This window comes from Streptomyces enissocaesilis (assembly GCF_039533765.1).
Lineage (GTDB): Bacteria > Actinomycetota > Actinomycetes > Streptomycetales > Streptomycetaceae > Streptomyces > Streptomyces enissocaesilis.
Map to the genome: position 1 here is coordinate 1 of NZ_BAAAUD010000033.1, position 13183 is coordinate 13183.

Consider the following 13183-nt stretch of genomic DNA (forward strand, 5'->3'; position numbering starts at 1 on the left):
ACCCCAACGTCACGCTCAGCCCCCGATTTCCCAACAGTGTCGCGAACGCCGGGGGCTGTCTCCCGGAGCAGCGCGAGGCCGCTCTCGAGGTCACCGTCGATCTGGTGAGCCAGGCGCACGGCCGGGCTCCGGGGGTCACACGCTGAGGCCCTCCGCGCGGAGGAACGTCACGGGGTTGATCGCCGTGCCGTAGTTCGGCGTCGTACGGATCTCGAAGTGCAGGTGCGGGCCGCTGGAGTTGCCGGTGTTGCCGGAGAGGGCTATGCGCTGGCCCGTCTTGACCTGCTGGCCGGGGTACACGTTGATCTTCGACAGGTGCGCGTACTGCGAGTACGTGTTGTTGTCGTGCCTGACCACGATCGCGTTGCCGTACGCCGGCCCGTCACCGGCACCGTTCGGGCCCGCCTTCACGACGGTGCCGCCGTGCACGGCGTCGACCGGGGTACCGACGGGCACCGCGAAGTCCTGCCCGGAGTGCTTGCTGGCCCACATGCTGCCGCCCTTGCCGTACGTCGCACTGAGCGAGTAGTGCTGGACGGGCTTCATCCAGGACGACGCCTTCTTGGCCGCCGCCTTCTTCGCGGCCGCCGCCTTGGCTGCCTTCTTGACCGCCGCCGCCTTCTTGGCGTCGGCAGCCGCCTTCTTCGCGTCGGCGGCGGCCTTCTTCGCACCGACTGCCGCCTTGGCCTGGATCTCGGCCTGCTTCTCGACGGCAGTGGCAGCGGTCCCCTCGACGGCGAACGCCACGCCCGCCGTGCCGAGCACCATCGACGCGCCGAGCCCGGCGGCCACGACGGCGTTGCGACGGGTGCGGACGGACGAGGAGCGGGCTCGGGAGAACATGTCGAACTTCGGCATACGGGAGGGACCTCCGGGGTGAGTGAACCCGGCAGTCCGCCGGGCTGGCTTCACATTGGTAACCCGCGCCCCCGCCCCACCCAAAATGGCCCATCTACTAACAATGACCGTATTACCGTCATCAATTATTCGACTCTTGACGGCATCCCCAGCACCCTCTCGAAGCATGGAAATAAGCCTCCTTGTGGCGGTTTAAACCCACGCCGGACCGGCACAAACCTGCCGCCGGCCCAGGTTTCCGCCCCGTCCTCCCCCCAGGCCCGAAGGTCCCGCCGCCCACCACCCCAAAGTCCCCCGCCCGGCACGCGGCGGACCCACTACCGCGCCTCGTAGGCCCCGAAACCGCTGTGCGCCTTGTCACCGCGAGGCCCCCCGATACGCTGATCCGACAACGCACAGCACAGACCTCGGGGGAGGGAACCGCGCGTGGATCCCGCAGTCGTCGGCACCCGCCTCGCAGCGAGCGTCGCCGGGCCACTGGTGAAGAAGCTCTTCGCGGCGCAGCCCCCGGGCGCCGGCCTGGTCGACCGACCGGTCCGTCTGGCCGGTTACGTCTCCTTCAGGGGCGAGAAGCGCACCCTCACCCACTCCGACCTGCGCACACTGGCCGCCGAGCTGGTCAAGCAGGCCCTGCGCACGGCCGGGCCGGGCGAGCGCCCGCTGCCCGCCGGCGAGGACCAGGCGGTGGTGGACGCCCTGACCACGACGCTGTACGCCCTGGGGGACCTCACCCTCACGGACGTCGAGGCAGTCGGCCTGGGCCACACCGCCCTGGCCGCGGAACTGCGCCGCGCGAGCGACAGCCCCGAGCGCCACCTGTCGGCCGACGCGACGTACTTCTACGAGCGCCTCCTGACCGCCACCTGCCTGCACATCGTCCACTTCTTCACCCAGCGCTCGACCTTCGTCCCGGCGGCCCTCGTCGCGCAGGGCCGCCGCCAGGGCGAAGTGATCGCCAAGGTGGACGCCCTCATCGCCCGCAGCCCGCTGCCGGGGGCCGAGGACGCGGCCTTCGAGCGGCGTTACCTGGCGCACATGGCGAAGAAGCACAGCAAGCTGACGATCTTCGGCATCGACCTGAGCAACTCACCGGGGAAGTGGCCGCTGGACGCGGCGTATCTGAGCCTGGAGGCGACGGCGGGCACCAGGGACATGCCCAGCCCGCGGGAGCCCTTCTCCGAGGACTGGCTCACGCGGCGGAAGCCGGACGACCGGGACGACCGGTGGGACGGGCCGGTCCACCCCGCCGCCTTCGCCCCGCACCCCGCCGACCAGGTGCTCGCCGACCACGAGCGCGTTCTACTACGCGGCGAGGCCGGCTCCGGCAAGACCACACTGGTCCAGTGGCTGGCGGTCTCCGCGTCCCGCCAGGACTCCGGCGGCCTCGGCCGTCCCGACGACCGCATGGCGTACCTCTGCCACCGCATCCCCTTCGTCCTCCCCCTCCGCACCCTCACCCGCCACGGCGAGCGCCTCCCCGCCCCCAAGGACTTCCTGGCCGCGGTGGGCTCCCCGCTCGCCGGGGAACAGCCCCCCGGCTGGGAGTCGCGCGTACTGACGGCGGGCCGCGCCCTCGTCCTCGTCGACGGCATCGACGAGATCCCGGAAGCCGAGCGCTCCCGCACCCGCGCCTGGCTGAGCGACCTCGTCGACGCCTGCCCCGGCAACCGCTGGCTGGTCACGTCACGCCCCTCGGCCGTACGGGAGGACTGGCTGGCCGACGAGGGTTTCACCGAGCTGACGCTCTCCGCGATGCGCCCGGCCGGCGTGGCGGCGTTCATCAAGCGCTGGCACGCGGCGGCCCGTACCGGCTCGGAGGACGAGGACACGGCCCTGCTCGCGTACGAACGCCAGCTCCTGGCTGCGGTACGTGCCAAACCCGACCTGGGCCGCCTCGCCACCAACCCCCTGATGTGCGGTCTGATCTGCGCCCTGCACCGCGACCGCCGCGGCTTCCTCCCGCTCGGCCGCAAGGACCTCTACACGGCGGCGCTCTCGATGCTGCTGGTCCGCCGCGACCGCGAGCGCGACATGGGCGGCGTACCCGAACTGCGCGAGGAACCGCAGGTCCAGCTCCTCCAGCGGCTCGCGTACTGGCTGATCCGCAACGGCCGTACGGAGATGGACCGCGCCCGGGCGGAAAGCATCATCGCCGACACGCTCCCCGCCGTCCCGGAGGTGGCGGCGCTGGGTGACGCGAAGGCGGTCTTCGACCACTTCCTGCACCGGAGCGGCCTCCTCCGCCAGCCCTCGCCGGGCACGGTCGACTTCGTCCACCGCACCTTCCAGGACTTCCTCGGGGCACGTGCCGCCGTCGACGAGGGCGACTTCGGCGTCCTGGTCGCCCACGCGGCGGACGACCAGTGGGAGGACGTCATCCGCATGTCGGTGGCCCACGCGCGCCCACGCGAACGCGCGGAGTTCCTCACGGACCTCATCGCACACGGAGACGGCCCCGCGAGTCCCACGGTGCGTACCCGAACGCACCTCCTGGCGGCTGCCTGCCTGGAGCACGCCGCCGAACTCTCCCCGGCCGTACGCCAGGAAGTCGAGCGCCGCGCGGCATCCCTGATCCCGCCGCCCGACGCCCAGGCGGCCCGGGAACTCGGGGCGGCCGGCCCGGTGATCCTGGACCTGCTGCCGGGCCCCGAGGACCTGGACGCACACACGGCGGTACTCGTCGTCACCGCGGCCTCCCACGTCGGCACGGAGGCGGCGATCCCCTTCCTGACCCGCTTCCGCGGGCACCCGTCGATCTCGGTGCGTTCGCAACTCGTCTGGTCGTGGGGCCGTTTCGACACGCAGCAGTACGCCGACGAGGTGATCGCCCGCCTCGATCCGCTCCGCCTGTACTTCACCGCCACATCGGACGAACAGCTGACGGCACTGCACCGGCTCGGCACCCGGCCGTGGACCGAGGTGCGGGGCGGTGTCTCGCCGGACGCTCTCCGGGCGTACGCGCGCGGAGCAGCCATGACCCGGCTCAGGATCCGTGACAACGAACGGCTGCCCGACGTGTCCTTCCTCCGCGGCCAGTCCGGTCTCCACACCCTCGACATCGCCGGCTGCCCGCGGCTCGACGACCTCTCCGGACTCGCGGGGCTGCCGCTGGCCTCGCTCCGCCTGGAAGCGGCGCCCGGTGCGGACCTCGGCCCGCTGTCGTCGCTGGACCGGCTGCGGGCCCTTGAGCTGGAAGGCTGCGAACGCGGAACGTCCCTGGACGTACTGCCCGTTCGCGCGCCGTTGCGGGGGCTCACCCTGACGCGGATGAGCCGGCTGGTGGGCGCCCTTCGCGGACTGAGCAGGTTCACCGGGCTGCGAGAGCTCACGCTCGGGCCGGTGAGCAGTCCCCGGGACGCGGCGGACTGGGAGGAGATCGGCGGCCTGCCGGGCCTGACGGTCCTGCAGGTGCACTCCGACACCCTGGCGTCGGCGCCCCGCTCGCTCGCCGTGCCGTCCGTCCGGCGGCTCGTCCTGCGCGGGAACGTCGCGCAGGGGGAGGCCGAAAGGGGTGCGGAGCTGTTCCCCGGGACCCGGGAGCTGTACATCGCCGGCCCGGCGGAGGAACTCGACCTCGCGCCCCTGGCGGCGGCGCTGCCGGATCTGGAGAGCCTGCACGTCCTGGCGGGAGTCGGCGCCGTACGCGGTACCGACCGGCTCCCCGCCTCGGTCACGGTGTCACGTCCCGGCCCTTCCGTCACCCACTGACCGCGCCCGGCTACGCGGCGTCCTTCCCCCCGCCGTTCCCGTCCGGGATGCTCATGTCGCATGAGTAGACCCGTGATTCGCGCGAAGCGCCCGGTGCGCCGCGACCGTGCCCGGGTGTGGTCCGCCGCCGTCGCCCTCGCCTGCGCCCTCACCTGGAGCTCGACCCCCACGACCACCGCCGGCCCCTCCGACACCGGCCTCAAGGGCGCCATCGACACCATCCTCACCGACCCCCGCCTCGACGGCGGCGCCGCGAGCGTCGTGGTCGCCGACGCCACCACCGGCGAGACGCTCTACCAGCGCGACGGCGCCGACCGCCTCATGCCCGCCTCCAACACCAAACTGCCCACCTCCGTCGCGGCCATGGCCCTCCTCGGCCCCGACTACCGCTACCGCACCGACGCCCTCTCCACCGGCAGCCGCCACGGTTCCGTACTCCGCGGCGACCTCTACCTGCGCGGCACCGGCGACCCCACCACCCTCGCCGAGGACTACGACGGACTCGCCGCCCAGGTGGCGAAATCCGGCATCAAGCGGATCACCGGCCGCCTGATCGCCGACGACACCCGCTTCGACACCCAGCGCCTCGGCCGCTCGTGGGCCGCCGACGACGAGTCGTCGTACTACTCCGCCCAGATCTCGGCGCTCACCGTCGCCCCGGACACCGACTACGACTCCGGCACGGTCGTCGTCGAGGCCGCCCCGGGCGCCGAGCCGGGCGCCGCTCCCCGGCTCACCCTCACCCCGCCCACCGGTTACGTGGACATCGACGCCCGTACCGCCAGGACCGTCCCCGCCGGCCGGCCGGACACCCTCACCGTCGAACGCCGGCACGGCTCGAACACCATCAGCGTCTCCGGCGACATCCCCGTCGGCGCGAACCCCACCAAGGAGTGGGTCACCGTCTGGGAGCCGACCGGCTACGCCGCCGCCGTCTTCGCCGACGCGCTGGCCGCCCACGGCGTCCGCGTCACAGGCCCCGCCCGCCTCGGCCGCCCCACCCCCAAGGACGCCAAGCCCCTCGCCACCCACACGTCCATGCCCCTCAAGGAGCTGATGCACCCCTTCATGAAGCTGTCGAACAACATGCACGCCGAGGCCCTCACCAAGACCATCGGCCACGAGACGGCCGGCAAGGGCACCTGGAACGCCGGCCTCGCCGCCATCTCCGCCCACCTCGCCACGGAGGGAGTGGACACGGCCACCCTCCGCCAGGTCGACGGCTCCGGCCTCTCCCGGATGAACAACATCCCGGCCGCCCAGTTCGCCAAGCTCCTCCTCGCCGTACGCACCGCGCCCTGGTACGCCGACTGGTACGCGTCCCTCCCCGTCGCCTGCGCCCCGGACCGCGCCGTCGGCGGCACCCTCCGCTCCCGCATGTGCAAGACCCCGGCCGCCCTGAACGCCCGGGCCAAGACCGGCTCCCTGACCGGCGCCTCCGCCCTCTCCGGGTACGTCACGGACGCGGGCGGCCGCGAGCTGGTCTACAGCATCGTCCTCAACAACTACCTGGCCTCCTCGGTCAAGAGCATCGAGGACGCGATCGTGACCACCCTCGCCTCCTCGACCGGGACCACCACCACCCTGGTACGCCCGTCCGCCCCCCGGGCCGCCGCCTCCGCCACCGGCACCACGCTCGAATGCTCCTGGCGCAAACCGGCCCTCTGCTGAGGCGGCAGCAGTTCCAGCGGCAGCGGGCACGCGCCATGAACGAAGACAAAGGGGCGGCCCCGGAACCTTGGTGTGGTTCCGGGGCCGCCCCTTCAGGCCGTCAGGGCGCCGTTACGCGTCCTTCGACATGTTCGGGCCGCTGCTGCCGCCCGTTGCCTGCTCGATCGGGGGGACGTCGGGCAGGGCCGACTTCTCCTCGCCGCGGAAGGTGAACTTCTTCGCGTCACCCTCGCCCTCGACGTCGACGACCACGATGTGGCCGGGACGCAGCTCGCCGAAGAGGATCTTCTCGGACAGGACGTCCTCGATCTCCCGCTGGATCGTCCGGCGCAGCGGCCGGGCGCCCATGACCGGGTCGTAACCCTTCTTCGCGAGCAGCGACTTGGCCTCCGAGCTGAGCTCGATGCCCATGTCGCGGTCCTTCAGGCGCTCGTCCACCTTGGCGAGCATGAGGTCGACGATCTGGATGATGTCTTCCTCGGTGAGCTGGTGGAAGACGACCGTGTCGTCGACACGGTTGAGGAACTCGGGGCGGAAGTGCTGCTTGAGCTCTTCGTTGACCTTGTTCTTCATCCGCTCGTAACCGGTCTTGACGTCGCCCTGGGCGGCGAAGCCCAGGTTGAAGCCCTTGGAGATGTCCCGGGTCCCGAGGTTGGTCGTCATGATGATGACCGTGTTCTTGAAGTCCACGACCCGGCCCTGGGAGTCGGTCAGGCGACCGTCTTCCAGAATCTGGAGCAGGGAATTGAAGATATCGGGGTGGGCCTTCTCGACCTCGTCGAAGAGAACGACGGAGAACGGCTTGCGGCGCACCTTCTCGGTGAGCTGCCCGCCCTCCTCGTATCCCACGTAACCGGGGGGAGAACCGAAGAGGCGGGAAACCGTGTGCTTCTCGCTGAACTCCGACATGTCGAGGGAGATCAGCGCGTCCTCGTCGCCGAAGAGGAATTCGGCGAGCGTCTTGGAAAGCTCGGTCTTACCGACACCGGACGGGCCGGCGAAGATGAACGAGCCACCGGGGCGCTTCGGGTCCTTCAGACCGGCTCGCGTACGGCGGATCGCCTGCGAGAGGGCCTTGATGGCGTCCTTCTGGCCGATGACGCGCTTGTGGAGCTCGTCCTCCATGCGCAGCAGGCGGGAGGACTCCTCCTCGGTGAGCTTGAAGACCGGGATGCCCGTGGCCGTGGCCAGGACCTCGGCGATCAGTTCCTCGTCCACCTCGGCGACGACGTCCATGTCGCCGGCCTTCCACTCCTTCTCGCGCTTGGTCTTGGCCGCGAGGAGCTGCTTCTCCTTGTCACGGAGAGAGGCGGCCTTCTCGAAGTCCTGCGAGTCGATCGCGGACTCCTTGTCCCTGCGGACACCGGCGATCTTCTCGTCGAACTCACGGAGGTCCGGCGGTGCGGTCATCCGGCGGATGCGCATCCGGGAGCCGGCCTCGTCGATCAGGTCGATCGCCTTGTCCGGCAGGAAGCGGTCCGAGATGTAGCGGTCGGCCAGGGTGGCCGCCGCGACCAGCGCCGAGTCCGTGATGGACACGCGGTGGTGCGCCTCGTAGCGGTCGCGCAGGCCCTTGAGGATCTCGATCGTGTGGGGGAGGGAAGGCTCCGCCACCTGGATCGGCTGGAAGCGGCGCTCCAGCGCGGCGTCCTTCTCGAGGTGCTTGCGGTACTCGTCGAGCGTCGTGGCGCCGATGGTCTGGAGCTCACCACGGGCGAGCATCGGCTTCAGGATCGAAGCCGCGTCGATCGCGCCCTCGGCGGCGCCCGCACCCACCAGGGTGTGGAGCTCGTCGATGAACAGGATGATGTCGCCGCGGGTGCGGATCTCCTTCAGGACCTTCTTCAGGCGCTCCTCGAAGTCACCGCGGTAGCGGGAACCGGCGACGAGCGCGCCGAGGTCGAGGGTGTAGAGGTGCTTGTCCTTGAGGGTCTCGGGCACCTCGCCCTTGACGATCGCCTGCGCCAGGCCCTCGACGACCGCCGTCTTTCCGACGCCGGGCTCGCCGATGAGGACCGGGTTGTTCTTGGTACGGCGGGACAGCACCTGCATGACCCGCTCGATCTCCTTCTCGCGCCCGATGACCGGGTCGAGCTTGGATTCGCGGGCGGCCTGCGTCAGGTTGCGGCCGAACTGGTCCAGGACGAGGGAGGTCGAGGGCGTGCCCTCGGCCGGACCGCCGGCAGCGGCGGTCTCCTTGCCCTGGTAACCGGAGAGCAGCTGGATGACCTGCTGCCGCACCCGGTTCAGATCGGCACCCAGCTTCACGAGGACCTGGGCGGCGACGCCCTCGCCCTCGCGGATCAGGCCGAGCAGGATGTGCTCCGTACCGATGTAGTTGTGGCCGAGCTGGAGGGCCTCGCGGAGCGACAGCTCCAGGACCTTCTTGGCACGGGGGGTGAAGGGGATGTGACCGGACGGAGCCTGCTGGCCCTGACCGATGATCTCCTCCACCTGCTGGCGGACCGCCTCGAGCGAAATCCCGAGGCTCTCCAGGGCCTTAGCGGCGACACCCTCACCCTCGTGGATAAGGCCCAGGAGGATGTGCTCGGTGCCGATGTAGTTGTGGTTGAGCATCCGGGCTTCTTCCTGAGCCAGGACGACAACCCGCCGCGCGCGGTCGGTGAACCTCTCGAACATCGTTAATCGCTCCTCAGAGCGGTCAGGCAGTTAGGGGTCGGTCCCCTCCCTGTCCTTCCGCATGCTAGTCCCGCTGGGCAGGACAGCTCATTCCAACTGCCGACACCCGTCCTTGGCCTCCTGCCCCGAACAGCCGACAACTGCTCCAACCTGATGGTGCGAGACGATGTTCCCGCAGGCCAAGCAGATACCCGTTCATCCACTACGCCGATGGCGAACGTGAGACGCTCCGGCCAGCGTGTCGCCCCTTCCCACTAGGGATGTCTTACCCGCAAGCACTGACACTCCATGCGGCGCGCGCCGGTTCCCTCAGCTACGGGCGAACATCTTTGCGCCGCCGGATGCCTCCGTACGCCCTCATGGCCTTGACCCAGCGTATCCGGACAGGGGCTCAGCGTAACTCCGGGGCGCTTCGGCAGTTGGTCCGGACATGACGTCCAGGGTTCCGCCGCCGCGCACGCCGCTGCCCCTGCCACGCGAAGGCGGCATCGCGCAGTGGTACGAGCACGAACTCGGCTGGGCCACCGCACCGGCCACCGCGGAGGGCCTCCCGGTCCGGTTGCTGACGGGGCTCCGCTTCGACGTACTGGAACTGCCCGCGGACGCGGGTCTCGCCGTACTGCGGCGCCACACGGGGCTCACGGGTCCCGTCGCGCTCAGGGGGCGGCGGATCCGGCTGCTGGTGGCCGCGGGGAGCGCCGAGGAACTGCCCGGGCTGCTCGACTGGCTGGAATGGGGCGGCGTCGCCCTGGAACTGCGCGCGATCGGCGCGGGGGGGCAGATGACCGCGCCCCCGCCGCCGGGGTGGGCCGGCCGGCAGGGCGGCGGATCACCGGGGGGCGGGTCGCAGGGGGCCGCCGTCTGGCTGCGGCCCCCCGAGCCGCGGCACGAGGTGGAACCGACGCTGCCGGCCTTGGCCGGACTCGGGTGCCGTGGGGAAACACCCGATCTCGTACGACTCGTGGGCACGGCGGCGACGGAATGCCACCGGGCCCGGTTGTCGCGTGCGAATTCCGCTCACGCGAATGCTCAGCCGTTGGCCTTCTCGTAGGCCTCACGGATGTCGGCCGGGACGCGGCCGCGGTCATTCACGTTGTAACCGTTCGCCTTGGCCCACTTACGGATCTCGGCGGTGTTCTGGTTGCCGCCCGCGGCTGCGCGCGTCTTGCCACGACCCGAAGCCGCACGGCCACCGGTGCGTCGGCCGCTCTTGGTGTACGGGTCGAGCAAGCTACGGAGCTTGTCCGCGTTCGCGGTGGTGAGGTCGATCTCGTAGGTCTTGCCGTCCAGAGCGAACGTCACGGTCTCGTCCGCCTCGACGCCGTCGAGGTCATCGACAAGAAGGACCTGAACCTTCTGTGCCACCGGATTTCCTTTCATCGAAAATGCAGTACGCGGAAAGGAAACCGCTTTTCCCTGGAAAACACAAACCCCCGGAGGAGGTTCAGTACCTCGAGAAGACGGGAAACATGCGCGTTTCGGACATAGGGATCTGACCGCTTCTGCCGATCACAGGTGCAGAAGCATCCGGCTGTTGCCCAAGGTGTTCGGCTTCACTCGTTCGAGACCGAGGAACTCCGCCACACCCTCGTCATAGGAACGCAGCAGCTCGCTGTAGACATCTCCGTCGACCGGCGCCTCTCCGATCTCCACGAAGCCGTGCTTGATGAAGAACTCGACTTCGAAGGTGAGGCAGAAAACCTTGCGCACACCGAGCCAGCGGGCGGTCTGGAGCAGCTTGTCCAGCACGTGATGTCCGACTCCGGCGCCCTTGAAGGACGGGTCCACGGCGAGAGTGCGGACTTCGGCGAGGTCTTCCCACATCACGTGCAGCGCACCGCAGCCGACCACGGCCCCGTCCTCGTCGCGTTCGGCGACCCAGAACTCCTGGATGTCCTCGTAAAGGGTCACGTTCGCTTTGTCGAGCAGGATCCGCTTCTGCGCGTACGTGTCCACGAGGCGGCGCACGGACGGCACATCACTGGTCCTCGCCCGCCGGACGGTGATGGCTTTTAGCTCTGAAGGCATACCTCGACGCTATCGCCCCGGGCCGCCGGGGCTCTCGTCACCCTCTGCCGGATCAGTCGCTGCTTCAGTCGCGGGTTCCGTCACAGCTTCAGTCGCGGGATCGTCGCGCTGAACGACGCGCATCGCGTCCTGAAGGGCTTCGCGCTGCCCCGCCGACATCATGCCGAAGAACGCGACAAGAGCCGCCGCGGGGTTGTCACTCGTCGACCAGGCTTCGTTCATCAGTGCGGCCGAGTAGGCGGCCCGGGTGGACACGGCCGTATATCGATAGGCGCGGCCGTCGACTTCCCTGCGCACCCAGCCCTTCTGATGGAGATTGTCCATTACGGTCATGACCGTGGTGTAGGCGATGGACCGTTCCCTCTGAAGGTCTTCGAGGACTTCCCGGACGGTGACCGGTCGGTTCCACTGCCACACGCGCGTCATGACGGCGTCTTCCAGCTCTCCCAATTGGCGAGGCACAGCGCCACCATAGTAGGAAATATCGGTAATGGCTGGTTATTCGCGCAGCGAAAAGGGCGCACGGCTCGAAATGAGTCGTACGCCCTGGTGAAGTACAGGGGCGGGGTGGGCGGAGTCAGGCGCCGTCGGTCCTGGGGGTTCCCGCCTGCCGGGCGGACTCGGCGCGGGCGAGCGTGGCGTCCACGGCCGCATCTTCCTTGGCCTTGTTGGAACCACCCTGCGTCTTGACGATCGTCGTGACCAGGGCGATGAAGAACGCGGCCATCACCACGGGGGGCAGGAGCGCGGAAACGTAGTCCATGCCGTCCAGAGTAGCTACCCCGCGACCCTTCGCTCCCGCGGGGGCGCGGGGCGTCTGCGGGGCGGGAACACCTCGGAAGGCTTCGGCATCGGACGCTGCACGGGCTCGCGTCCCGGCGACGGGCCCCTGGGCTTCGACGGTTCGTCGGCGGCCGTGGCCCGGCCGCCGGCGATGGCCAGCAGCCGGGCGCGCGGGAGCGGCGCGTCGCTGCGGCCGGCCAGGCGGGCCCGTACGGACTGTTCCACGATGGCCCGGCAGCGGTCGTGGAGCAGCGCGCCGGCCGGCATGCCGCGCAGGGTGCGCAGCGCCACGAGGTCGTCGGGGGTCGGCTGGTAGCCGGTGGCCAGGGCGTCCTGGAGCAACCCCAGGTAGCCGCTGGCGGCCGCGGGGAGCGCGGCGCGGTACCGGGCGAGGTCGGCGAGGAGGAACGCGCGCAGTCGGCCCGCCTCGCGGACCGCCTCGTCCAGGGTGCCGGCGAGGCGCAGGCAGTCCTGGACGTCTTCGTCGGACAGTGACGCGGGATGGAGGGCGATGGCGAGGGCGCGTCGGAGCACACGCAGCTCGTCCGCACCGAACGCCATGCCGCCACGGGAACCGTATGGCGTGGGCATGCAGTGACAATACGCACTAAACAGACACAATCTGCTTAATGCATGTATGACGGCGCGCCGGACGGCCCTCCCCCGCTCGTTCCCCGGTCGTTCCCCGTCACATCCGGGCGATGTTGCGCTCGTACACCAGGCGCAGGCCGATCAGGGTGAGCCACGGTTCGTGCTCGTCGATCTCCGAGGACTCGCCGAGCACCATCGGGGCCAGCCCGCCCGTCGCGATGACGGTCACGTCGTCCGGGTCGCCGTCGGGGCCCACGAGCTCGCGCGCCATGCGCCGGGTGACGCCGTCGACCTGGCCCGCGAAGCCGTAGATGATGCCGGCCTGCATGGCCTCGACGGTGTTCTTGCCGATCACGCTGCGCGGACGGGCCAGCTCGATCTTGCGGAGCTGGGCGCCCTTGACGCCGAGGGCCTCGACGGAGATCTCGATGCCCGGGGCGATGACGCCGCCGGTGTACTCACCGCGCGCCGACACCGCGTCGAAGGTCGTCGCCGTACCGAAGTCCACGACGACGGCGGGGCCCCCGTAGAGCTCGACGGCCGCGACCGCGTTGATGATGCGGTCCGCGCCGACCTCCTTGGGGTTGTCCATGAGGATCGGCACGCCCGTCTTGATGCCCGGTTCGACGAGCACGGCCGGGACGTCGCCGTAGTAGCGGCGGGTCACCTCGCGCAGCTCGTGCAGGACGGACGGGACGGTGGAGCAGATCGCGATGCCCTCGATGCCGTCGCCCAGTTCGTCGCCCAGGAGCGGGTGCATGCCCATCAGGCCCTGGAGGAGTACGGCGAGCTCGTCGGCCGTGCGGCGGGCGTCGGTGGAGATGCGCCAGTGCTCGACGATCTCCTCTCCGTCGAAGAGGCCGAGGACGGTGTGCGTGTTGCCGACGTCGATGGTGAGCAGCAT

General features: G+C 70.1%; 11 protein-coding genes. 3 read left to right on the forward strand and 8 right to left on the reverse strand.

The window, feature by feature from the left end; genetic code table 11:
- Positions 1-135: 135 nt before the first annotated feature.
- Complete coding sequence (locus ABD374_RS14820) at positions 136-858, reverse strand: M23 family metallopeptidase (RefSeq protein WP_344495267.1); 723 nt, start codon at positions 856-858, stop codon at positions 136-138.
- A 426-nt stretch (positions 859-1284) separates the two neighbouring features.
- Here ABD374_RS14820 and ABD374_RS14825 point away from each other — a divergent pair, with 426 nt between their 5' ends.
- Positions 1285-4566, forward strand: a complete 3282-nt coding sequence (locus tag ABD374_RS14825; RefSeq protein ID WP_344495269.1) for an NACHT domain-containing protein — start codon at positions 1285-1287, stop codon at positions 4564-4566.
- A 60-nt stretch (positions 4567-4626) separates the two neighbouring features.
- Positions 4627-6237, forward strand: a complete 1611-nt coding sequence (gene dacB / locus ABD374_RS14830) for a D-alanyl-D-alanine carboxypeptidase/D-alanyl-D-alanine endopeptidase (RefSeq protein ID WP_344495271.1) — start codon at positions 4627-4629, stop codon at positions 6235-6237.
- 111 nt (positions 6238-6348) lie between these two features.
- On the opposite strand, the gene ABD374_RS14835 is transcribed toward dacB, so the two are convergent.
- Positions 6349-8877 carry an ATP-dependent Clp protease ATP-binding subunit gene (locus ABD374_RS14835; protein ID WP_344495273.1) on the reverse strand — a complete coding sequence of 843 codons (2529 nt, stop codon included), beginning with the start codon at positions 8875-8877 and terminating at the stop codon, positions 6349-6351.
- Positions 8878-9307: 430 nt separating this feature from the next.
- Between ABD374_RS14835 and ABD374_RS14840 the strand changes: the two genes are divergently transcribed.
- On the forward strand, positions 9308-9928 hold the full coding sequence (locus ABD374_RS14840; RefSeq protein WP_344495275.1) for an SCO3374 family protein: 621 nt from the start codon (positions 9308-9310) through the stop codon (positions 9926-9928).
- Here the strand turns inward: ABD374_RS14840 and ABD374_RS14845 are convergent.
- The 6 genes from ABD374_RS14845 to ABD374_RS14870 all read right to left on the reverse strand — a co-directional run bounded on the left by ABD374_RS14845 (position 9907) and on the right by ABD374_RS14870 (position 13183).
- A complete protein-coding gene (locus ABD374_RS14845; protein ID WP_344495277.1) occupies positions 9907-10242 on the reverse strand; it encodes a histone-like nucleoid-structuring protein Lsr2 in 336 nt (111 codons plus the stop codon). The genes ABD374_RS14840 and ABD374_RS14845 overlap by 22 nt on opposite strands.
- Before the next feature lie 144 nt (positions 10243-10386).
- Positions 10387-10905 carry an amino-acid N-acetyltransferase gene (locus tag ABD374_RS14850; protein ID WP_344495279.1) on the reverse strand — a complete coding sequence of 173 codons (519 nt, stop codon included), beginning with the start codon at positions 10903-10905 and terminating at the stop codon, positions 10387-10389.
- A gap of 9 nt (positions 10906-10914) precedes the next feature.
- Positions 10915-11367: a BlaI/MecI/CopY family transcriptional regulator gene (locus ABD374_RS14855; RefSeq protein WP_344495281.1), complete on the reverse strand. Its 453-nt coding sequence runs from the start codon at positions 11365-11367 to the stop codon at positions 10915-10917.
- Between the two features lie 115 nt (positions 11368-11482).
- Positions 11483-11668: a hypothetical protein gene (locus tag ABD374_RS14860; protein WP_344495283.1), complete on the reverse strand. Its 186-nt coding sequence runs from the start codon at positions 11666-11668 to the stop codon at positions 11483-11485.
- A gap of 14 nt (positions 11669-11682) precedes the next feature.
- A complete protein-coding gene (locus ABD374_RS14865; protein ID WP_344495408.1) occupies positions 11683-12249 on the reverse strand; it encodes a hypothetical protein in 567 nt (188 codons plus the stop codon).
- Between the two features lie 127 nt (positions 12250-12376).
- Positions 12377-13183: a type III pantothenate kinase gene (locus tag ABD374_RS14870; RefSeq protein ID WP_344495285.1), complete on the reverse strand. Its 807-nt coding sequence runs from the start codon at positions 13181-13183 to the stop codon at positions 12377-12379.

Excerpts from the sequence above, each read along its gene's own strand:
- ABD374_RS14820 (WP_344495267.1), bottom strand. The coding sequence starts at position 858 with ATGCCGAAGTTCGACATGTTCTCCCGAGCCCGCTCCTCGTCCGTCCGC.
- dacB (WP_344495271.1), top strand. The coding sequence starts at position 4,627 with ATGAGTAGACCCGTGATTCGCGCGAAGCGCCCGGTGCGCCGCGACCGT.
- ABD374_RS14835 (WP_344495273.1), bottom strand. The coding sequence starts at position 8,877 with ATGTTCGAGAGGTTCACCGACCGCGCGCGGCGGGTTGTCGTCCTGGCT.
- ABD374_RS14840 (WP_344495275.1), top strand. The coding sequence starts at position 9,308 with ATGACGTCCAGGGTTCCGCCGCCGCGCACGCCGCTGCCCCTGCCACGC.
- ABD374_RS14850 (WP_344495279.1), bottom strand. The coding sequence starts at position 10,905 with ATGCCTTCAGAGCTAAAAGCCATCACCGTCCGGCGGGCGAGGACCAGT.
- ABD374_RS14860 (WP_344495283.1), bottom strand. The coding sequence starts at position 11,668 with ATGGACTACGTTTCCGCGCTCCTGCCCCCCGTGGTGATGGCCGCGTTC.
- ABD374_RS14865 (WP_344495408.1), bottom strand. The coding sequence starts at position 12,249 with ATGGCGTTCGGTGCGGACGAGCTGCGTGTGCTCCGACGCGCCCTCGCC.
- ABD374_RS14870 (WP_344495285.1), bottom strand. The coding sequence starts at position 13,183 with ATGCTGCTCACCATCGACGTCGGCAACACGCACACCGTCCTCGGCCTC.